This window comes from Streptomyces sp. NPDC002057 (assembly GCF_040296665.1).
Classification (GTDB): domain Bacteria; phylum Actinomycetota; class Actinomycetes; order Streptomycetales; family Streptomycetaceae; genus Streptomyces.
In genome coordinates, this window is record NZ_JBEOXR010000016.1 from 1 (window position 1) to 20,799 (window position 20,799).

Consider the following 20,799-nt stretch of genomic DNA (forward strand, 5'->3'; position numbering starts at 1 on the left):
GGCGGCCCACCACCGGGTGGTGAGCGCACGCGTAGTCACACCCGGAGCGTACGCCTGACGGCGGCCCACCACTCGCGCATGCAGCAAGCGGCCGCCGCCTCGGCGGCCGTTCGCGTTTCCCCCTCCGGGAGCCGGGCCGCCGGGTCGGCGCCCAGGAGAAGAGGGAGAGGAACGCGATGAAGAGGATCTTCAGCGGGGTCAAGCCGACCGGGCACCTGACGCTGGGCAACTACCTCGGGGCCGTACGACGGTGGGTCGAGGTCGATCAGCATCGGGCGGAGGCGCTGTTCAGCGTCGTGGACCTGCACGCGCTGACCGTGGAGCACGATCCGGCGCGGGTGCGGCGGCTGAGTCGGCAGGCGGCCACGCTGCTTCTCGCCGCGGGGCTCGATCCGGGGCTGTGCACCTTGTTCGTGCAGAGCCACGTGGACGAGCATGCCCGGCTGTCGTACCTGCTGGAGTGCACGGCCACGGACGGCGAGCTGCGGCGGATGATCCAGTACAGGGAGAAGAGCGTCCTGGCGCGGGCTGCGGGGCAGGGCGTGCGGCTGTCGTTGCTGACGTATCCCGTGCTGATGGCGGCGGACATCCTGGCCCACGGGGCCGACGAGGTGCCGGTGGGTGAGGACCAGACGCAGCACGTGGAGCTGACGCGGGACCTGGCGGTGCGGTTCAACCAGCGGTACGGGCACACGTTCACGGTGCCGAGGGCGACGCGGCCCGAGGTGGCGGCGCGGGTCATGGACCTTCAGGACCCCCTGTCGAAGATGGGGAAGTCGCACGCGAACGGGGCCGGGATCGTCTATCTGCTCGATGACGCGGAGACCGTGCGGCGGAAGATCATGCGGGCCGTGACCGACAGCGGGCGGGACGTGGAGTACGACCGGGAGGCCAAACCCGGGATCGCGAATCTGCTCGATCTGATGGCGGCCGCGACAGGTGGGAACCCCGAGGCGCTGGCCGGTGTATATGAATCGTACGGAGCGTTGAAGAGGGACACGGCGGACGCGGTCGTCGAGCTGCTGAGGCCCGTGCGCGAGCGGCATGCCGAGCTCGCGGCGGACCCCGGCCACGTGGATCAGGTGCTGAGGGACGGGGCCCTGCGGGCCCGGGAGACGGCGCGGCCCCTGGTGGACCGGGCCTATCGGGCGATCGGGCTGTTGCCCGCCGGGTGACGGAACGCGTTGCGGTAGTCGCGCGGGCTGGTGGCGAGGTGCGAGGCGAAGTGCTGGCGCATCGTGACCTCGCTGCCGAAGCCCGCGCGGCGGGCCACCTCGGGGAGGGGGTGGTCGGTGAGTTCGAGGAGTTTCTGGGCGGCGGCGACGCGCTGGGTGATGAGCCAGTGCAGAGGGGTGGTTCCGGTGGTGGCCTGGAAGTGGCGGGCGAAGGTGCGGGGGGACATGCCGGCGCGGGCGGCCAGGGTCGCGACGGTGTGGGGCTCGTCGAGGTGGGCGAGGGCGTGGGCGCGGACATCGGCCAGGGCGTCGGCGTCGCGGTCGGCGCGGGGGGTGGGGTGCTCGATGAACTGGGCCTGGGTGCCTGTGCGGAAGGGGGCGGTGACCATCGCGCGGGCGATGGCGGCGGCTGCCTCGGCCCCGTGGGCGGTGCGGACGAGGTGGAGGCAGAGGTCGATACCGGCGGCGGTGCCGGCGGAGGTCCAGACGCCGGTGTCCTCGACGAAGAGGGCGTCGGGTTCGACCTGGACGGCTGGGTGGCGGGTGGCCAGGGTTCTGGCCAGGTGCCAGTGGGTGACGGCGCGGCGGCCGTCGAGGAGTCCGGCGCGGGCGAGGACGAAGGCGCCGGCGCAGAGCGAGGCGACCGGGGTGCCCGCGGTGTGGGCGCGGCGGAGCGCGTCGAGGACGGGGGTCGGGAGGTCGGCGTCGGGGTCTTCGATGCCCGGGACGAGGACCAGGTCGGTGGTGGTGAGGTCGTCGAGCCAGCTGAGCGGGCGGTCGGGGGTGAGGGTGAGACCGCCGCGCAGGGAGATGGGGGTGTCCGGGTCGGCGGCGGCCCGGTGGAGTTCGAAGGGCGGGACGCCGCGGAGGGTGCGGTCGCTGCCCCAGACCTCGGTGATGACGGAGATGTCGAAGGCGCGGATGCCGGGGAAGGAGAGGAGGGCGATGCGCTGGGGGCGGGGTGCGGGGGTCGGCGTCACGTGTGGCAGTAAAGCATCGATCGCTGTCATTCCTCCTTCTGGGAAGGGAGGCTCCGCGGCGGGAGCATCGTGGGTATGGAGATCGCGGAGAACGCAGCGCTGGTTGTCATCGACGTGCAGAAGGGCTTCGAGGAGGAGTTCTGGGGGAAGCGGAACAACCCGGCCGCGGAGGAGAACATCGCGGCTCTGATCGACCTGTGGCAGGAGACGGGGCGGCCGGTCGTCTTCGTGCGGCACGACTCGCCGGAGGGATCGCGCTCGCCGCTGCGGACGGGGTACGTGGGGAACGCGTTCAAGGACTTCGTCGAGGAGCGGCGCGGGAAGGGCGGCGGGCCGGAGCTGCTGGTGACGAAGAGCGTGAACTCGGCCTTCTACGGGGAGCCGTCGCTGGACGGGTGGCTGTCCGGGCAGGAGATCGCGCAGATCGTGATCGTCGGGATCCAGACGAACATGTGCAACGAGACGACGGCCCGGATGGGCGGGAACCTCGGCTACGAGGTGGTGTTCCCGCTGGACGCCATGCACACCTTCGACCTGGAGGGGCCGTTCGGCTGGGCGGCGGGTGCCGACGAGCTGTCGCGGGCGACGGCCGTCTCCCTGCACGGGGGCCGGTTCGCGGAGGTCGTGTCGACGGAGGACGTCGTGCGGGGGGCGTCCGCCGGGAGCCGGTGATGGCCGGTCCCGGCGGCGGGCGGCGGTGGGTCAGCTGTTGCCGGAGGCGAGTTCGCGGCTGCGGTCGCGGGCGGCTTCCAGGGCGGCGATGAGGGCGGCCCGGACGCCGTGGTTCTCCAGCTCGCGGATGGCGCTGATGGTGGTGCCGGCCGGGGAGGTGACGGCCTCGCGGAGCTTGACCGGGTGTTCGCCGCTGTCGCGGAGCATCACGGCGGCGCCGATGGCGGCCTGCACGATGAGGTCGTGGGCCTGGGCGCGGGGCAGGCCGAGGAGGATGCCGGCGTCGGTCATGGCCTCGACGAGGAAGTAGAAGTACGCGGGGCCGGAGCCGGAGAGGGCGGTGGCGGCGTCCTGCTGGGACTCGGGGACGCGGAGGGTCTTGCCGACGCCGCCGAAGATCTCCTCGGTGTGGGCGAGGTGGGCGGGGGTGGCGTGGCTGCCGGCCGAGATGACGGACATGCCCTCGTCGACGAGGACGGGGGTGTTGGGCATGACGCGGACGACGGGGGTGCCGGTGGTGAGACGTTCCTCGATGAAGGAGGTGGGGATACCGGCGGCGGCGCTGATGACCAGGCGGTCGGCGGCGACGTGCGGGGCGAGCTCGTCGAGGAGACGGCCCATGTCCTGGGGCTTGACGGCCAGGATGAGGGTGTCGGCGCGCTTGGCTGCCTCGGCGTTGGTGACGGTCTCGACGCCGTAGCGGGCGCGGAGTTCCTCGGCGCGTTCGGAGCGGCGGGCGGTGACCAGGAGGTTCGCGGGGCGCCAGCCCGCGCGGATCATGCCGCTGAGGAGCGCTTCACCGATCTTGCCGGTGCCGAGGACTGCGACGGTCTGGGTCATGGGTCTTTCACCTCGCCGGAAGGGGCCTGCGCCTGTCCATGCGGATGGATGATTCATTCGTCCGCTTGGACATCCTCGCACCGGCGGGCCGGCCGGTGTGCGGGCGTCCGAGGGGCGGTCACGCGGTGCGGCGGCGGAGGGTCGCGGCGCCGAGGCCGAGGACGAGGAGGGCGCATCCGGCGACGACGAGGGTGTCGCGGACGAAGTCACCGGTGATCTCGGGGTGGCGGAGGACCTGGTTCATGCCGTCGACGGCGTACGACATGGGCAGGACGTCGGAGATCGCTTCGAGGGCGGGGGCCATCCGGTCGCGCGGGGTGAAGAGGCCGCAGAGCAGGAGCTGGGGGAAGATCACGGCCGGCATGAACTGGACGGCCTGGAACTCGGAGGCGGCGAAGGCGGAGACGAAGAGGCCGAGGGCGGTGCCGAGGAGGGCGTCGAGGAGGGCGACCAGGAGGAGGAGCCAGGGGGAGCCGACGACGTCGAGGCCGAGGGCCCAGACGGCGAGGCCGGTGGCGAGGACGGACTGGACGACGGCGAGGAGTCCGAAGGCCAGGGCGTAGCCGGCGATGAGGTCGGCCTTGCCGAGGGGCATGGCGAGGAGGCGTTCCAGGGTGCCGGAGGTGCGTTCGCGGAGGGTGGCGATGGAGGTCACCAGGAACATCGTGATGAGCGGGAAGATGCCGAGGAGCGAGGCCCCGATGGTGTCGAAGGTGCCCGGGCTGCCGTCGAAGACGTAGCGGAGCAGGAAGAGCATCACGCACGGTACGAGGAGCATCAGGGCGATCGAGCGCGGGTCGTGGCGCAGTTGGCGCAGGACGCGCGCGGCGGTGGCGAGGGTGCGGGCGCTGCTCATGACCGGGGCTCCTCGTGGGTGGTTCGGGGGTGCGCCGCGCGGGCGGCGGCCGCGTCGACCAGGCGGAGGAAGGCCTCTTCGACGGTGGCGGTGTCGTTGCGTCGGCGGAGGGCCTCGGGGGTGTCGTCGGCGAGGATCTCGCCCTCGCGCATGAGGAGGAGCCGGTGGCAGCGTTCGGCCTCGTCCATCACGTGTGAGGAGACGAGGAGCGTCGTGCCGCGTTCGGCGGCGATCCGGTGGAAGAGCTGCCACAGGTCCCGGCGGAGGACGGGGTCGAGGCCGACGGTGGGTTCGTCGAGGACGAGCAGGGCGGGGGTGCCGAGGAGCGCGACGGCGAGGGAGACGCGGCTGCGCTGGCCGCCGGAGAGCCGGCCTGCCAGGGAGTCGGCGTGCGAGACGAGGTCGACGTCCTCGACGGCCCGGTCGACGACGGTGCGGCGCTCCTGGCGGCGGGCGCGGCCGGGGAGCAGGACGGCGGCGAAGTAGTCGAGGTTCTGTCGGACGGTGAGGTCGTCGTAGACGGAGGGGGCCTGGGTGACGTAGCCGATGCGGGAGCGGAGGCCGGCATCGCCGGCGGGTCGGCCGAGGACCTGAAGGGTGCCGTCGACCTTGGCCTGGGTGCCGACGATCGCGCGCAGGAGGGTGGACTTGCCGCAGCCGGAGGGGCCGAGGAGGCCGGTGACGCGGCCGGCCGGGACCGTGAAGTCGAGGCCGCGCAGGACGGTGCGGTCGCCGCGCACGACGGTGAGGCCGTGCGCGGCGATGGCCGGGGCGGGTGTGGCCGTCTCGGTCGTGGTGTGTGGCGTCGTGGCCGCCCCCGTCGTGGCGGGCCGGGCGGGCTCGGGGGGTTCGGGCGGGGCGGGTGTCGTGGTGTCGGGTGCGGTCTTGTCGGCGGCCCCACCCGCCGGGTAATTCATCATGTGATGAATAGTGCTCCCGGCGGTATCCGCCGTCAAGCACTCCGCGGGTGGACGCGGTGGGCCGAGCGCCCGATGAGCCACGTCGCGCCGCTCACCACCAGCTCCTTGAACGTGGCCGCCGGGCGGCCCGTGATCAGGCGGTCGCGGGGCGAGTCGTCCGGGCGGACGAACTGGATGACACCGTCGCGGCGGCCGAGGCTGACGCACTGGAAGCGGTATCCGAAGCTCAGGGGCTCGGGCTCCTCGCCGCGCAGCTCCCGGGCGATCGACCGGGCCGTGTGGATGCCCGTGGGCAGGGCAGTGGCGCAGGACATCCGCAGCTCGCCGCCCGCGACCGGGTGGGCCGCGGCGCCCGCGTCGCCGGGGACGTAGATCTCCGGGTGGGAGACCGAGCGCAGGGTGGCGTCGACCGCCACCCGGCCCGAAGGGGCGAGGGCGAGGCCGGCGGCTCCGGCGAGCTCGGTGTTCGGGACGAAGGACGCCGCCCAGACGACCACGTCCCCGTCGACCTCGTCCGCGGTCGCCACCCTGCGGCCCTCCTCGACGCGGACGCCCCGGGCCTGGAGGGCCCGGTGGACATGGGCCGCGCCGCGCGGGGAGAGCCCGGCGGCCACCCGGCCCCCGGAGAGGAGGCGTACCGAGGTGCCGAGCGGACGGTAGGTCTCGGCCAGCTCGGTGGCCATCTCGATGCCGGTGAGACCGCCGCCGACGACGGTGACCGCGCCGGGGCGGTCCCGCAGGTGCTTGTGGAGCGCCTCGGCGGACTCCGCCGTGTACGCGCGGGGGTCACCGGCGGTGGCGGGCAGGGCGGTGCGGCTGCCCAGGGCGTAGACGAGCCGGTCGTACGGAAGGCCGCGTCCGTCGTCCGTCGTGACCAGACGGGCCTCCGGGTCGAGGGCGGTGGCGCGGGCCGGGACGTGCTCGATGCCGGTGCGGTGGAGGAACCGGGCGAGGGGGCGGGTCACGTCGGGGCGGCCGGCCGCCCGCTCGTGGAGCCGTACCCGCTCGGTGAAGTGGTCGGCCGGGTCGACCAGGGTCACCTGGGCGTGCGGGCCGAGACGGAGGGCGGTCATCAGGCCCGCGTAGCCCGCGCCGAGGACGAGGACGCGGGGGGTCGGGTGGCCGGGGCGCTGCTGCGGTGTCGTCTTCATGCGAGGGGGACGAACGCGGCCCCTCGGAATGTGACATCGGTCCGCGGGCCGGTCGGCGTGGGCCTCGGCGCCCGGGCGCTCGCGTCCGGCTCCCGGTGGCGCGCGACGGCGTTCCGGCGCTCGCGGCCGTGTCTTCGTCCGCCTACTTGCGCTTGGGCTTCTTGCGGGTGGCGGGGTTCCCGGTGCGGGCGCCGCGGCGCTTCTCGTACTGGGTGCGGGCCGTCTCGTACTCCTCGCGGCGCAGCTTCTCGCCGGGTGCCTCGACGAGGCAGCGGACGCAGTAGGCGAGGAGCGTGCCGATGAAGCCGATCGCCTTGAGGCTGCGCAGGGACTCCTCGCGGGCCGGGTCCGCGGGGCGGCGGAGGTAGCCCTCCCAGGTCTTGCGGAAGGCGATGGCGCTGCAGACCGCGAACATGACGACGACCAGCATGTTGACGATGCCGCCGACGTCCGCGATCTCCAGGCCCTGGTAGGCGAAGCGCAGCACGAAGCAGGCCGCGACGGCGGCGGCGAGCGAGCCGACGGCCAGGCCGATGCGGCGCAGCGTGTAGTTGCCGCTGTGATCGACCCAGGTCGTGCCGAAGAAACGGATCTCCTCGGGCTGAGGCCCGGTGGGAGTACCGGCGGGGGTGCCGCCGGTACGGCCACCGGTGGTGCTGGGGGTCTGCTCTTCGTCGCTCACGAGGTCGATTATCCCCGGGGCGGCGGAGAAGCGGCTCAGGTGCAGCGCGGTGCGACGTAGCCGTCGCTGCCCGTGCGCACGTACGCGTCGGAGATGTACTCGCCCGGCGCTATGTTGTCCCAGATCCTCGTGGTGCCGTACGGGCCGCTGATCCACTCGCCGTTCTTCTGGCAGGAGATCGCCACCGTGGCGCCCAGGGGCAGCGCCCGGACGAGCGGGTACTGGGTGCTCGGGCCCGAGCGCACGTTGACCCGGTAGCCCGGCGCGACCGCGTAGCGGGTGCCGGCGCCCGCCGACACCACCGCTGCCGCCGTCACCGCGACGTCGGCCGACACCACCGCGCCCGCCGTCGCCACGGCGTCCCCCGGCGCCCTGTTCCCGCTCGGTCTCTGGTCCGTCTTCTCGTCCGTACCCATCGTGTCCTCCCCCTTGGCGCAAAAGCGCTCCGCCGAGTTTCACTCTCCGCGACGCGCAGGCTAGCAAGCTCCACCGACATCGAGGGGGCCATGGACTAGGCTCCGTCGAGTTCGCGCACGTGCGCGCGAGGTGACGGGGAATCACACGGGGGTGGGCGATGCCGCCGTTGCGCGGGACCGGTGCCGACCGGGAAGCCGAGGGGCCCGAGTACGCGGGCGACTACCGTCTCCAGGCATGTCTGGGCTCCGGCGGCATGGGCGTCGTGCACCTCGCGGCCTCCGCCTCCGGGCTGCGGCTCGCGGTCAAGGTCGTACACGCTCGGTACGCGGAGGACCCCGAGTTCAGGGCGCGATTCCGCCAGGAGGTCGCGGCGGCCCGCCGGGTCAGCGGCGCCTTCACCGCGCCGGTCGTCGACGCCGACCCCGATGCCGTACGCCCCTGGATGGCCACCCTCTACGTCCCCGGACCCACCCTCGCCGACCAGGTGAGGCGGAACGGACCCCTGTCCCCCGCCGAACTGCGCCGGCTCACCGCCGGGCTCGCCGAGGCCCTGCGCGACATCCACCGCGCCGGTGTCGTCCACCGCGACCTCAAGCCCAGCAACGTGCTGCTCACCGACACCGGCCCGAAGGTCATCGACTTCGGCATCTCCCGGCCCGTCGACAGCGACCTGCACACCGAGACCGGCAAGCTCATCGGCTCGCCGCCGTTCATGGCGCCCGAGCAGTTCCAGCGGCCGCGCGAGGTCGGGCCCGCGGCGGACGTCTTCGCCCTCGGCTCGGTCCTCGTGCACGCGGCGACCGGGCACGGCCCGTTCGACTCCGACAGCCCGTACATCGTGGCGTACCAGGTCGTCCACGACGAGCCCGATCTGACGGGCGTCCCGGCGGAGCTGGCGCCGCTCGTCGCCCGCTGCCTCGCCAAGGAGGCCGCCGAACGGCCCACCCCGGCCCAGATCATGGCGGCGCTGCTGCCGCCCTCGTACGCGGCGGAGGCGTTCATACCGGCGCAGCGGCGGCGGCCCGCGCTGCCCCACAGCGACGGCGCGGAGGGCGGCGAGCCGGGCCACGCGCCCGCGTGGGACGCGGACACGCCGGTGCGGGCCACCGTGCCGGCCCCGCCCGGCCGACGCCCGCGCACCGGCCGGGCGCGCCTGCGGCCGCGCCTGACGATCGCCGTCGCCGCCGCTCTGGCGCTGACCGGCGCCGGTGTGTACGCGGCCCTGAGCACCCCGGCGGGCCGCGGGCCCGAGGCCCCGGCCCGCCCGGACGAGGTGGCCACCGCCTTCGCCGGCTGGCGGACCGCGCTCCAGGAGCACGGCCCCACGGCCGCGCCCGCCTGCACGCACGGCGGGGGCGCGCTGTACTGCACGGCCCGGGGGGTCGACCTCGCCCGGCTCGACCCCGTGACGGGAGCCGTCCTCTGGTCGCGGACCTCGCCCGTCACGGCGGAGTCCCCGTCCGTGCCCGTCCTCCTCGCGGACGGTGCGGGCGGGTTGGTCGGCGCCGCCGCTCCGACGGGGCCGCTGCGGGCGTACCCGGACGGGGGCGGCGCACCGGCCTGGACCGCCGGCGCGGAGCTCCCCGAGACCTACCGGCCGGCCGGCACCGCCGTCGTCCTCGCCGACGGGACGGGCGGGTTCCGGGCGGTCGACAGCCGCACCGGCAAGGAGCTCTGGCGGCACGGCCTGCCCGGCTTCACGGCGCCGCGCCCCGGGCCGTACGACGCTCCGTCCGGTCTGCTCCCGGTCTCCGAGATCTCGCCCGACGGGAAGCGGACCCGGGTCGCGGCGATCCACCCCCGCACCGGCGGGCAGGCCTGGGTCCACGACCTCGACGGCGACCTCGACCCGCTGGGCCGCACCGGCGACGGGACGCTGCTCCTCGCCTCCCGCTACCAGGGCACGCTGACCGACGGGCTGGTGCTGCTCGGCCCCGACGGCACGTCCGCGCGGCGGCTTTCCCTGCCCCACCGGATCGACCTCCGGGGCGTCGCCGTGCGCGGCGCGGTCGTCCACCTGCTCGACGCGGACGGACACCTCACCGCCTTCGACACCGCCGCCGAGAAGGGGCGGGTGCTGTGGGAGCTGGAGACGGCCGCGCAGAACGTCTCGGCCCCCGTCCTCGGCCCGGGCGGCCACCTCTACTTCTCCGTGCAGGACGGGCGGCTGCTCGCCGTCGACACCGCGCGCGGCGCGCTGATCGGCCAGACCCGGCCGAAGCTGCCGAACGGCCGCCTCGGGGGGTACGTCACGCTGGTGCCGGCTCCGCTGGTCGCCGGGGACCGGGTGTTCGGGACGGCTCCGGACGGCTCCGTCTTCGCGGTGGACGCGCGCGACCCGGCGTCCTGGTGAGCCTCGCGTCCCGGTGAGCGCCGAGTCCTGATCGGCGGCGGGTCCTGAGCGCCGGATTCCCGGTGGGCGGTCGTGGCGAGCCGTCCCGGTGAGTGCCGACGGGTCGTCCGCCTCGTCACCCCCCCGTACACACGAGGGAGGGGAGCGGGCCGTCAGCCCGCTCCCCTCCCGGTGTCCGCTGTGCCCCGCGGGCTCAGCCCAGCTTCGTCACGTCCCGGACCGCGCCCTTGTCGGCGCTCGTCGCCATCGCCGCGTAGGCGCGCAGCGCGGCCGACACCTTGCGCTGGCGGTTCTTCGGCTCGTAGACGCCGTTCAGCGCCTCGCGGCGGGCGGCGAGGGTGTCCTCGTCGACCAGCAGCTCGATGGAGCGGTTCGGGATGTCGATGCGGACGCGGTCGCCGTCCTCGACGAGGGCGATCGTGCCGCCCGAGGCCGCCTCGGGCGAGGCGTGGCCGATGGAGAGGCCGGACGTGCCGCCCGAGAAGCGGCCGTCGGTGACGAGCGCGCAGGTCTTGCCCAGGCCTCGGCCCTTGAGGAAGGAGGTCGGGTAGAGCATCTCCTGCATGCCGGGGCCGCCGCGCGGGCCCTCGTAGCGGATGACGACCACGTCGCCGTCGGTGACCTGCTTGTTGAGGATCTTCTCGACGGCCTCGTCCTGCGACTCGCAGACCACGGCCGGGCCCTCGAAGGTCCAGATCGACTCGTCGACGCCGGCCGTCTTCACGACGCAGCCGTCGGCGGCGAGGTTGCCGCGCAGGACCGCGAGGCCGCCGTCCTTCGAGTACGCGTGGGCCGCGTCGCGGATGCAGCCGCCGGCCGCGTCCACGTCCAGCGCCTCCCAGCGCTCGGACTGCGAGAAGGCGGTCGCCGAGCGGACACAGCCGGGGGCCGCGTGGAACAGCTCGACGGCTTCCTCGGTCGCGGAGCCGCCGCGCACGTCCCAGGCGTCCAGCCACTCCTTGATGGAGCGGGAGTGGACGGAGTTGACGTCCTCGTTGAGCAGGCCGGCGCGGTAGAGCTCGCCGAGGATGGCCGGGATGCCGCCGGCCCGGTGCACGTCCTCCATGTAGTACGTGCGGTCCTTGGCGACGTTCGGGGCGACCTTGGCCAGGCAGGGCACCCGGCGCGAGACCTCGTCCATGTCGCTGAGGCCGTAGTCGAGCTCGGCCTCCTGGGCGGCGGCGAGCAGGTGCAGGATCGTGTTGGTCGAGCCGCCCATGGCGATGTCGAGCGCCATGGCGTTCTCGAAGGCCGCGTGGGTCGCGATGGAGCGCGGCAGGACGGAGGCGTCGTCCTCGTCGTAGTAGCGACGGGTGATGTCGACGACGGTGCGGGCCGCGTTCTCGTACAGCGCCTTGCGGGCGGTGTGGGTGGCGAGCACCGAGCCGTTGCCGGGGAGGGAGAGGCCGATGGCCTCGGTCAGGCAGTTCATCGAGTTGGCGGTGAACATGCCGGAACAGGACCCGCAGGTCGGGCAGGCGTTCTCCTCGATGCGGAGGATGTCCTCGTCCGAGATGTTCGGGTTCACGGCGTCGGAGATGGCGTCGACCAGGTCGAGCGTGCGGACCGTGCCGTCGACCAGGGTCGCGCGGCCGGACTCCATCGGGCCGCCGGAGACGAAGACCGTCGGGATGTTGAGGCGCAGGGCGGCCATCAGCATGCCGGGGGTGATCTTGTCGCAGTTGGAGATGCAGATCAGGGCGTCGGCGCAGTGCGCCTCGACCATGTACTCCACGCTGTCCGCGATCAGGTCGCGGGAGGGCAGCGAGTAGAGCATGCCGCCGTGGCCCATCGCGATGCCGTCGTCGACGGCGATCGTGTTGAACTCGCGCGGGATGGCCCCGGCGGCCGTGATGGCCTCGGAGACGATCCGGCCGACGGGCTGGAGGTGGGTGTGGCCCGGGACGAACTCCGTGAAGGAGTTGGCGACCGCGATGATCGGCTTCCGGCCGATGTCCGCGCCGGGTACACCGGAGGCGCGCATAAGGGCGCGTGCGCCCGCCATGTTGCGGCCGTGGGTGACTGTGCGGGACCTCAGCTCGGGCATCGTCGCTCGCTCCTCGTGATGGGGGTGCTTGCTTTCGAGCGTACGCCGACGGACCAAGATCTGGACAGCGCGTCCGCATGGCGGACTCGCTGTTCAGCTTTCGGTCAGCGGCCGGCCGGTGGGGCACAGGCCTCGGCCGACGGCCGTCGGACTGTCCGGCAGACCTGCGGCCGACGGCTGCCGGGCTGTCCGGCAGGCCTGCGGCCGACACCCGTCCGGCGGGCCTCAGGCCTCCGTCAGGTACCGCTGGAGGGTCGGGGCCACCATGGCCACGATCTCCTCCGGGTCAGCCGAGGCCATCGGCTCGACCTGGATCACGTACCGCATGATCGCGATCCCGATCATGTGCGAGGCCGCCAGCTCCGCCCGGAACTTCGGGTCCGGTACGTCGAGCTCGTCCGCGATCCGCTCCAGGAGCCGCCGCAGCACGAAGGTCCGCAGCACCTTGGCCGCCGCCTCGTGGGTGAGCGCGGAGCGGACGACCGCGAGGAGCGGGGCCCGGCTGACCGGGTTCTCCCAGACCCCGATGAAGAACCGGGCGAGCCGTTCGCCGATGGTCTCGCGCGGACCGCCGACGATCGCCGGGATGACGGTCGCGGGCTCGAAGGAGACCTCGATCGCCGCCGCGAAGACCTCGTCCTTCGTGCCGAAGTAGTGGTGGACCAGGGCCGGGTCGACCCCGGCCGCCTTGGCGACGGCGCGCATCGAGGTCTTGTCGTAGCCGCGCTCGGCGAACTGGGCGCGGGCCGCCTCCAGGATGCGTTCGCGCGCGCCCGGTCCGCTCTCCTCCTCGGTACGGGACGGGCGGCCGCGCCGGCGCGGGGCCGGTTCGGTCACGGTCGCGGCACCCGGGACGGGCGGGAGGCCGCCGAGGCGAGGTGGAGCCGGGTGAAGGCGAGGGCCTCCGCGAGGTCGGCCTCGCGTTCGGCGGCTGACATCGCGCGGCGGGTGTTGACCTCGATGACGACGTGGCCGTCGAAGCCGGTGAGCGCGAGCCGCTCCAGGAGTTCGGCGCAGGGCTGGGTGCCGCGCCCCGGGACGAGGTGCTCGTCCTTGGCGGACCCCTTGCCGTCGGCGAGGTGGACGTGGCCGAGCCGGTCGCCCATCCGGTCGATCATCGCCAGGGCGTCGGTGCGGGCGGTCGCGGTGTGCGAGAGGTCGACGGTGAAGTGCCGGTAGTCGTCCTTGGTGACGTCCCACTCGGGGGCGTACGCGAGCATCTCGCGGTCCTTGTACCGCCACGGGTACATGTTCTCGACGGCGAACCGCACGTCGGTCTCGTCCGCCATCCGCCAGATGCCGGTGACGAAGTCCTTGGCGTACTGGCGCTGCCAGCGGAACGGCGGGTGCACGACGACCGTCGACGCGCCGAGCCGCTCGGCCGCCGCCTGCGCGCGCTGGAGCTTGACCCACGGGTCGGTCGACCAGACGCGCTGGGTGATGAGGAGGCAGGGGGCGTGCACGGCCAGGATCGGGACCTGGTGGTAGTCGGAGAGCCGGCGCAGTGCCTCGACGTCCTGGCTGACCGGATCGGTCCACACCATGACCTCGACACCGTCGTACCCGAGGCGCGCGGCGATCTCGAAGGCCGTCGCCGTCGACTCCGGATAGACCGAGGCTGTCGACAGGGCGACCTTCGCATCCGGGACGCGCACCACTGGTTCTGCCACGGAGACAGGGTACGGGGCGTGCCGCTGGGCAGGGGGGTGGTTCCGGTCACGCCCGCCGGGGCGGGCGGGGAGGCACGCGCGGGCAACGCCTCGGCCACGCGCGCGGAGCGGCCCCTCCGGCGGCGGCGGGGCGCGGGCGCCGGGCCGGGCGGCTCGGCCACGCGCGCGTACGTGCCCGCTACTCCACCGGCAGGTGGTCCAGGCGGCGCAGGATGACGCCCTCGCGCAGGGCCCAGGGGCAGATCTCCAGCTCCTCCACCCCCAGCAGGTCCATCGCGCCCTCCGCGACGAGCGCGCCCGCGAGGAGCTGCGCCGCGCGGCCCTCCGAGACGCCCGGCAGGGCCGCGCGCTCGGGAGCGGTCATCCCGGCGAGGCGCGGGACCCACTCCTCCAGGGACTTGCGGGTCAGGAGGCGCTGGACGTGGAGGCCCTCGCCCGAGCCGGGGGCGCCGGTGATCCTCGCCAGCTGCTTGAAGGTCTTGGAGGTGGCCACGACGTGGTCGGGGCGGCCGGAGCGGCTGAACTCGCCGACCGTACGGGCGATCTGCGCGCGCACATGACGGCGGAGCGCCTTCACGTCCTCGGCGTCGGCCGGGTCGCCGGGCAGCCAGCCGGCGGTCAGGCGGCCCGCGCCGAGCGGCAGGGAGACCGCGGTGTCGGGGTCCTCGTCGATGCCGTAGGCGACTTCGAGGGAGCCGCCCCCGATGTCGAGGAGGAGCAGCTTGCCCGCGGACCAGCCGAACCAGCGGCGGGCGGCGAGGAAGGTGAGCCGGGCCTCCTCCTCGCCGGTGAGGACCTGGAGGTCGACCCCGGTCTCGTCCTTCACGCGCGCGAGGACGGCGTCGGCGTTGCTGGCCTCGCGGACCGCGGAGGTCGCGAACGGCAGGACCTCCTCGCAGCCCTTGTCCTCGGCGGCGAGGAGCGCGTCCCGGACGGTCGCGATGAGCCGCTCGACGCCGTGCGGCGCGATCGCGCCCCGCTCGTCGAGGAGCTCGGCGAGCCGCAGCTCCGCCTTGTGGGAGTGGGCGGGCAGCGGCCGGGCCCCGGGGTGGGCGTCCACCACCAGGAAGTGCACCGTGTTCGAACCGACGTCGAGGACTCCGAGTCTCATGGGCGGAACGCTACTGCGCCCACCCGCATACGCTTGGCGTTGTGCCAAAGACGAAGAAGGCGAAGCCGGGCAAAAACAGCGGCGAAGGCAGTGGCGACGACACGGGTGTGACGGGCGTGACGGCCGACGCGGTCGGTGCGGGCGACGGGACGGGCAGGACCGGCAAATCCGGTAAGGCGGGCAAGGCGGCCCGCGGCGCCGGGGCGGCCAAGGCGGACAAGGCCGTGAAGAGCGGCAAGAAGCGGAGCGGGAACGTGGAGCCGGACGAGAAGGGCCTGGACTTCGCGCGCGCGTGGGTCGAGTTTCCCGACCCGGCCGACGAGGAGCAGGTCTTCCGCTGCGACCTGACCTGGCTGACCTCGCGCTGGACGTGTGTCTTCGGCAGCGGCTGCCAGGGCATCCAGGCGGGCCGGGCCGACGACGGCTGCTGCACGCTGGGCGCGCACTTCTCCGACGAGGACGACGAGAAGCGGGTCGCGACGCACGTGGCACGCCTCACCCCGGAGCTGTGGCAGTTCCACGACGTCGGTACGGAGTCGGGCTGGACGCAGCTCGACGAGGACGGCGACCGGCAGACCCGCCGCTGGCAGGGGTCCTGCATCTTCCAGAACCGTCCCGGCTTCGCGGGCGGCGCGGGCTGCTCGCTGCACATCCTGGCCCTGAGGGAGGGCAAGGAGCCGCTGGAGACCAAGCCGGACGTCTGCTGGCAGCTGCCGGTGCGGCGCACGTACGACTGGATCGAGCGGCCGGACGACACCCGGGTCCTCCAGGTGTCGATCGGCGAGTACGACCGCCGGGGCTGGGGTCCGGGCGGCCACGACCTGCACTGGTGGTGCACGTCCGCCACCTCGGCGCACGGGGCGGGCGAGCCGGTCTACGTCTCGTACCGGCCCGAGCTCACCGAGATGATGGGCAAGGAGGCGTACGAGGTCCTGGCGGGGCTCTGCGAGGCGCGGCTCTCCTCGCAGCTGCCGCTGGTCGCCCCGCACCCGGCCGACCCGAAGGTCTAGGGGGTGTCGTGGCGGCCGAGCCCGGCCTGACCGCCACGGCACCCCTGGCCACCGCGATCCGCCTCAGGGGGACGGCGGGGGCGGCTCCTCCGTCGTCGGCGGGGGCGTGGTGGGCTCCGGCGTCCCCGGGTCCGTCGTCGGGGGCTCCTCCGTCGTCGGCGGCGGAGTCGTCGGCTCCGTGGTCGGCGGGGACGTCGGCGGAGTGGTCGGCGGGTCCGTCGGCGTCGGGGGCTCCTCGGTCGTCGGCGGAGTCGTCGGCTCCGTGGTCGGCGGGGACGTCGGCGGAGTGGTCGGTTCGGTCGTCGTCGGCGGGCGGGTGATCGGGTCGACGACGGGCGGCGGGGACGCCTGCCCGCGTCCGTCGATCCGTACGACGGCGCCCGAGGGGTTCACCCCGATCCGGGCGCTCCACGCGCCCTGCGGTTCGCGGTCGTGGTCGACGCGGACGGCGATCCTGACGGTCTCGCCGGGGCGGAGCGTGCCGGAGGCCCGGGTCACGTACAGCCAGGGCGCGTCCGTCCACAGCGACCAGTCGACGGGGGTGCCGCCGGAGGCGGTGAGCGTGAGCAGGGTCAGATCGCCCTGGCCGCGCGCGGCGACCGTGATCCAGCCGGGGACGGGCTCGCCGGGTGCGGTGGGTTCCGTGGGGCCGGTGGGACCGCCGGGGCTGAGCACCTCCACGGAGACGTCGGGGGCGCGGCTGCCGCGGGTGAAGCGGGGCTCCGGAGTGGTGCGGGCGTTGCCCGTGTTCTCGTACCGGTCGTAGGGGCGGCCGTCCGGGCCCACCGGTTCGTCGGCCTCGCGCGCGCTGATCCGGGACCCGTCGCGGGCCTCGGTGTCGGCGACCGGGGTGCCCCGGTAGGAGGTCCAGAGGGCGAGAACGGGCGCGGCGACCACGGCCGCGACGACGGTGGTCGTCACCGCGCGGGCCCGGATCCGGTCACGGCGGGCCACGTGGTCCTTCGGGTCCATGGGGAAGCCCGTGGGCGAGAAGCGGGGGGCGCCGGCACGCGCGCGCGGGACGTGCAGCATCGCCATGTACGCGGCGGCCCGGGGCGCCTCGACGAGGGGCAGCCGGGCCTGGGGCAGGGAACCGGTGCCGGGCCAGGGGCCGGTGGCGCCCACGCGCTCGGCGGCCTTCCGGCAGCGGGGGCAGTCGTCGACGTGCCGGACGAGTTCGGCGCGCAGCGCGGCCGAGAGGAGCACCTGGTGGTCGCCGGTCAGGCGGGCGACGGTGGGGCAGCTGCCGGTGTCGACGACGGCGAGGGCGGCGCGGGTGCGCTCGACCTCGCAGCCGGCGGTCGCGAGGAGCTCGCGGGCCGCGAGCGGGTCGAGGGAGAGCACGGCGGCGACCTGACGGTGGCTGAGGCCGTGCCGTACGGCCAGCTCCAGGGCCTCGCGCTGCTCGGGGGTGGTGCCGGCGGCCTCGGGCCAGGCGAGCAGGGCGAGTTCGGCGCGGCGCCGTTCGGCGGTCTCCTCGGGGACCCGGGGCGGTGCGGGCGCGGTGACGGCGGGGCGCCCGGTGTGGGCGCCCTGGCGCCTGCCGCGCTGCTCGCCGAGGCTGCGCAGACACGCCCAGCGCGCGAGGGCGTACAGCCAGGCCGTACGGCCGTCCTCGTCGGAGGGGCGGCGGCCGTGGTGGCGCTCGGCGACGGCCAGGACGTCGCCGAGGACGGCGGTGGCGGTGTCGTGGTCGCAGAGCACGGAGAGGCAGTACGTGAAGAGGCCGTCGAGGGCGGCCTCGTAGCGTGCGGGGGGCCGCTGGCCGAGCGCGCGCGGTCCGTTGTCCGTGGCGGGGTGCGCCCGGTGTGCGCCGGTGGTGCGTGCGGGGGATTCCAGCCTGCTGCTCGTCACCGGTCGACCGTAGGCAGCGCGGGGAGCACTTTTCGTACCGGTCGCGTTCTTCTCATTCTTACGGGTGAAGGTATCGCTCGAAAGGGGACAGGAGGCCCGCGTTCCGGGGGTCCGCCGTCACCCTTCCGGGACGCGGGGCCCGTTGTCGGTGGGGGCCGCTACGGTGGGCGACATGGCTGCCCGTACGAAATCGACCAAGGACAGGCCGTCCTACCGCTGCACCGAGTGCGGCTGGCAGACGGCCAAGTGGCTCGGCCGCTGCCCCGAGTGCCAGGCCTGGGGGACGGTCGAGGAGTACGGCGCGCCCGCCGTCCGCACGACGGCGGCGGGGCGGGTGTCCACCGCAGCCGTGCCCATCGGGCAGGTCGACGGCCGGCAGGCGACCGCCCGCTCGACCGGCGTCGACGAGCTGGACCGGGTCCTCGGCGGCGGTCTGGTGCCCGGAGCCGTCGTGCTGCTCGCGGGCGAGCCGGGCGTCGGCAAGTCCACGCTCCTCCTCGACGTGGCGGCCAAGGCGGCGAGCGACGAGCACCGCACGCTCTACGTCACGGGAGAGGAGTCCGCGAGCCAGGTCCGGCTGCGCGCCGACCGGATCAACGCGCTCAGCGACCACCTGTACCTGGCGGCCGAGACCGACCTGTCGGCCGTCCTCGGGCACCTCGACGCCGTGAAGCCCTCGCTGCTGATCATGGACTCGGTGCAGACCGTCGCCTCCCCCGAGATCGACGGCGCGCCCGGTGGCATGGCCCAGGTCCGCGAGGTCGCCGGCGCCCTCATCCGGGCCTCCAAGGAGCGGGGGATGTCCACGCTCCTCGTCGGCCACGTCACCAAGGACGGGGCCATCGCCGGTCCCCGGCTGCTGGAGCACCTGGTCGACGTCGTCCTGAGCTTCGAGGGCGACCGGCACGCGCGGCTCCGTCTGGTCCGGGGCGTGAAGAACCGGTACGGGGCGACCGACGAGGTCGGCTGCTTCGAGCTGCACGACGAGGGCATCACGGGCCTGGCCGATCCGTCCGGGCTCTTCCTGACCCGGCGTGACGTGGCTGTGCCCGGTACCTGTCTGACGGTCACCCTGGAGGGCCGCCGTCCGCTCGTCGCCGAGGTCCAGTCGCTGACCGTGGACTCCCAGATCCCCTCACCGCGCCGGACCGTCTCCGGTCTGGAGACCTCCCGGGTCTCGATGATGCTGGCGGTCCTGGAGCAGCGCGGCCGGATCAGCGCGCTGGGCAAGCGGGACATCTACAGCGCGACCGTGGGCGGTGTGCGGCTCACCGAGCCCGCCGCCGACCTGGCGATCGCGCTCGCGCTCGCCTCGGCGGCGAGTGACACCCCGCTGCCGAAGAACCTGGTGGCGATCGGCGAGGTCGGGCTCGCGGGCGAGGTCCGGCGGGTGACCGGCGTCCAGCGCCGGCTCGCCGAGGCGCACCGGCTGGGCTTCACGCACGCGCTGGTCCCCTCGGACCCGGGGAAGGTTCCGGCGGGCATGAAGGTGACGGAGGTCGCGGACATGGGCGACGCGCTGCGGGTGCTGCCCCGCAGCCGCCGGGCGAAGGCCCCGGCGGACCCGGAGGGGTAGGCGGCGGCCCGGACCGGGGCGGCCGGTGGGTGCCAGCCGGGTGCTCCGTGGCTCGGGGGGGCGCGCGGCGGGTGGATGCCCGCAGGGTGCGCCGCGGGTTCGCGGGGCCGGGTGCTTCCCCGACCTTCGGGGGGCCGGGTTCGTGCCCTGCGTGCCGGGCGGGCGGTTCGCTCCGTACGCTTCGCAAAGACGCGGAGGGTTAGCCCCGTGTCGGGGCGGGGACTCCTTTCGGACCACCCGGGATCGGTCGGGGGCGGAGGGCGGCGGGGTGGTGTCGCTAGACTTTGCCCTGGTCTCGCCCATCCGTACGAGCCGGAGGAGTGCAGTGGCAGCCAAGGACGGGCCGGCAGGTCCTGGAAAGTCCGGCGCGGGCTCCGGCAACGAAGCGCTGATGCGCGCCGCCCTGAGCGCCGTCGCGCCCGGCACCGCGCTGCGCGACGGCCTGGAGCGGATCCTCCGCGGCAACACGGGCGGTCTCATCGTGCTGGGCCTGGACAAGACGGTCGACTCGATGTGCACCGGCGGTTTCGTGCTGGACGTCGAGTTCGCCGCCACGCGCCTGCGTGAGCTGTGCAAACTCGACGGTGCGCTCGTCCTCGACAAGGACATCACCAAGATCCACCGTGCGGGCGTGCAGCTGGTTCCGGACGCCTCCATCCCCACCGAGGAGACCGGCACCCGCCACCGCACGGCGGACCGGGTCTCCAAGCAGTGCAACTTCCCGGTCGTCTCCGTCTCCCAGTCGATGCGTCTGATCGCGCTGTACGTGGACGGCGAGCGACGGGTCCTGGAGGAGTCGGGCACGATCCTGTCCCGCGCGAACCAGGCGCTCGCGACCCTGGAGCGGTACAAGCTCCGGCTCGACGAGGTGGCCGGCACGCTCTCCGCCCTGGAGATCGAGGACCTGGTCACGGTCCGGGACGTCACCGCCGTCGCGCAGCGTCTGGAGATGGTCCGCCGGATCGCCACCGAGATCGCCGAGTACGTCGTCGAGCTCGGTACGGACGGGCGGCTGCTCTCGCTGCAGCTGGACGAGCTGATCGCGGGCGTGGAGCCGGAGCGCGAGCTGGTGATCCGGGACTACGTGCCGGAGCCGACGGCCAAGCGCTCGCGGACGGTGGCGGAGGCGCTCACGGAGCTGGACGCGCTGACCCACACGGAGCTGCTCGAACTTCCGGTCGTGGCGCGCGCCCTGGGGTACAGCGGCTCGCCCGAGACCCTCGACTCGGCGGTCTCGCCGCGCGGCTACCGGCTGCTCGCGAAGGTGCCGAGGCTGCCGGGCGCGATCATCGAGCGGCTCGTGGAGCACTTCGGCGGGCTGCAGAAGCTGCTCGCGGCCAGCGTGGACGATCTCCAGACGGTCGACGGCGTCGGCGAGGCCCGTGCCCGCAGCGTGCGCGAGGGCCTGTCCCGGCTCGCGGAGTCCTCGATCCTGGAGCGGTACGTCTAGGGCCTGTCGTCACCTTCCGGTCGTCGCCGCGGGGC

18 protein-coding genes are annotated in these 20,799 nt (G+C 74.1%); 6 read left to right on the forward strand and 12 right to left on the reverse strand.

Translation table 11 applies throughout. The annotated features are described in order from the left end of the window. The first annotated feature begins 176 nt into the window (after positions 1 to 176). Positions 177 to 1,175, forward strand: a complete 999-nt coding sequence (gene trpS / locus ABT129_RS15200) for a tryptophan--tRNA ligase (protein ID WP_351900900.1) — start codon at positions 177 to 179, stop codon at positions 1,173 to 1,175. Here the strand turns inward: trpS and ABT129_RS15205 are convergent. Further along, positions 1,142 to 2,185 carry a GlxA family transcriptional regulator gene (locus ABT129_RS15205; protein WP_351900902.1) on the reverse strand — a complete coding sequence of 348 codons (1,044 nt, stop codon included), beginning with the start codon at positions 2,183 to 2,185 and terminating at the stop codon, positions 1,142 to 1,144. The genes trpS and ABT129_RS15205 overlap by 34 nt on opposite strands. Positions 2,186 to 2,230: 45 nt before the next feature. Between ABT129_RS15205 and ABT129_RS15210 the strand changes: the two genes are divergently transcribed. Beyond that, on the forward strand, positions 2,231 to 2,827 hold the full coding sequence (locus ABT129_RS15210) for a cysteine hydrolase family protein (protein WP_351900904.1): 597 nt from the start codon (positions 2,231 to 2,233) through the stop codon (positions 2,825 to 2,827). A 30-nt stretch (positions 2,828 to 2,857) separates the two neighbouring features. Here ABT129_RS15210 and proC read toward each other — a convergent pair whose 3' ends face one another. The 6 genes from proC to ABT129_RS15240 all read right to left on the reverse strand — a co-directional run bounded on the left by proC (position 2,858) and on the right by ABT129_RS15240 (position 7,692). After that, positions 2,858 to 3,667, reverse strand: coding sequence for a pyrroline-5-carboxylate reductase (proC, locus tag ABT129_RS15215; protein ID WP_209495394.1), 810 nt, complete (start codon positions 3,665 to 3,667; stop codon positions 2,858 to 2,860). A gap of 118 nt (positions 3,668 to 3,785) precedes the next feature. Further along, positions 3,786 to 4,523, reverse strand: a complete 738-nt coding sequence (locus tag ABT129_RS15220; RefSeq protein ID WP_351900907.1) for an ABC transporter permease — start codon at positions 4,521 to 4,523, stop codon at positions 3,786 to 3,788. Beyond that, positions 4,520 to 5,443 carry an ABC transporter ATP-binding protein gene (locus ABT129_RS15225; protein WP_351900909.1) on the reverse strand — a complete coding sequence of 308 codons (924 nt, stop codon included), beginning with the start codon at positions 5,441 to 5,443 and terminating at the stop codon, positions 4,520 to 4,522. Before ABT129_RS15225 ends, ABT129_RS15220 begins: the two co-directional genes overlap by 4 nt. Positions 5,444 to 5,475: 32 nt before the next feature. Then, positions 5,476 to 6,594 (reverse strand): NAD(P)/FAD-dependent oxidoreductase, encoded by a 1,119-nt coding sequence (locus ABT129_RS15230; protein ID WP_351900911.1) that lies wholly within the window; start codon positions 6,592 to 6,594, stop codon positions 5,476 to 5,478. Between the two features lie 142 nt (positions 6,595 to 6,736). Further along, entirely contained in the window at positions 6,737 to 7,276 is a 540-nt protein-coding gene (locus ABT129_RS15235) for a hypothetical protein (RefSeq protein WP_502981775.1), read from the reverse strand. Positions 7,277 to 7,311: 35 nt separating this feature from the next. Further along, positions 7,312 to 7,692: an SH3 domain-containing protein gene (locus ABT129_RS15240; protein ID WP_351900913.1), complete on the reverse strand. Its 381-nt coding sequence runs from the start codon at positions 7,690 to 7,692 to the stop codon at positions 7,312 to 7,314. A 158-nt stretch (positions 7,693 to 7,850) separates the two neighbouring features. Between ABT129_RS15240 and ABT129_RS15245 the strand changes: the two genes are divergently transcribed. Then, on the forward strand, positions 7,851 to 10,046 hold the full coding sequence (locus tag ABT129_RS15245; protein ID WP_351900915.1) for a serine/threonine-protein kinase: 2,196 nt from the start codon (positions 7,851 to 7,853) through the stop codon (positions 10,044 to 10,046). A gap of 193 nt (positions 10,047 to 10,239) precedes the next feature. On the opposite strand, the gene ilvD is transcribed toward ABT129_RS15245, so the two are convergent. The 4 genes from ilvD to ABT129_RS15265 all read right to left on the reverse strand — a co-directional run bounded on the left by ilvD (position 10,240) and on the right by ABT129_RS15265 (position 14,874). Beyond that, positions 10,240 to 12,093: a dihydroxy-acid dehydratase gene (gene ilvD / locus ABT129_RS15250; protein ID WP_351900917.1), complete on the reverse strand. Its 1,854-nt coding sequence runs from the start codon at positions 12,091 to 12,093 to the stop codon at positions 10,240 to 10,242. A 225-nt stretch (positions 12,094 to 12,318) separates the two neighbouring features. Then, positions 12,319 to 12,930 (reverse strand): TetR/AcrR family transcriptional regulator, encoded by a 612-nt coding sequence (locus ABT129_RS15255; protein ID WP_351900919.1) that lies wholly within the window; start codon positions 12,928 to 12,930, stop codon positions 12,319 to 12,321. Then, the gene (locus ABT129_RS15260) at positions 12,927 to 13,763 is read right to left on the reverse strand and encodes a sugar phosphate isomerase/epimerase family protein (protein ID WP_351900921.1); all 837 of its coding nucleotides are present in this window, start codon (positions 13,761 to 13,763) and stop codon (positions 12,927 to 12,929) included. Before ABT129_RS15260 ends, ABT129_RS15255 begins: the two co-directional genes overlap by 4 nt. Before the next feature lie 178 nt (positions 13,764 to 13,941). Further along, on the reverse strand, positions 13,942 to 14,874 hold the full coding sequence (locus ABT129_RS15265) for a Ppx/GppA family phosphatase (RefSeq protein WP_351900923.1): 933 nt from the start codon (positions 14,872 to 14,874) through the stop codon (positions 13,942 to 13,944). 224 nt (positions 14,875 to 15,098) lie between these two features. On the opposite strand from ABT129_RS15265, the gene ABT129_RS15270 reads away from it, so the two are divergent. Continuing rightward, positions 15,099 to 15,884, forward strand: a complete 786-nt coding sequence (locus ABT129_RS15270) for a DUF3109 family protein (RefSeq protein WP_351901117.1) — start codon at positions 15,099 to 15,101, stop codon at positions 15,882 to 15,884. 63 nt (positions 15,885 to 15,947) lie between these two features. Here ABT129_RS15270 and ABT129_RS15275 read toward each other — a convergent pair whose 3' ends face one another. Next, positions 15,948 to 17,738 carry a BACON domain-containing protein gene (locus ABT129_RS15275; protein ID WP_351900925.1) on the reverse strand — a complete coding sequence of 597 codons (1,791 nt, stop codon included), beginning with the start codon at positions 17,736 to 17,738 and terminating at the stop codon, positions 15,948 to 15,950. Positions 17,739 to 17,910: 172 nt separating this feature from the next. Here ABT129_RS15275 and radA point away from each other — a divergent pair, with 172 nt between their 5' ends. Together radA and disA are read left to right on the forward strand one after the other, a co-directional pair. Further along, positions 17,911 to 19,314: a DNA repair protein RadA gene (radA, locus tag ABT129_RS15280; RefSeq protein ID WP_351900927.1), complete on the forward strand. Its 1,404-nt coding sequence runs from the start codon at positions 17,911 to 17,913 to the stop codon at positions 19,312 to 19,314. 391 nt (positions 19,315 to 19,705) lie between these two features. Continuing rightward, positions 19,706 to 20,764, forward strand: coding sequence for a DNA integrity scanning diadenylate cyclase DisA (gene disA / locus ABT129_RS15285; protein ID WP_194480357.1), 1,059 nt, complete (start codon positions 19,706 to 19,708; stop codon positions 20,762 to 20,764). Positions 20,765 to 20,799 lie beyond the last annotated feature (35 nt).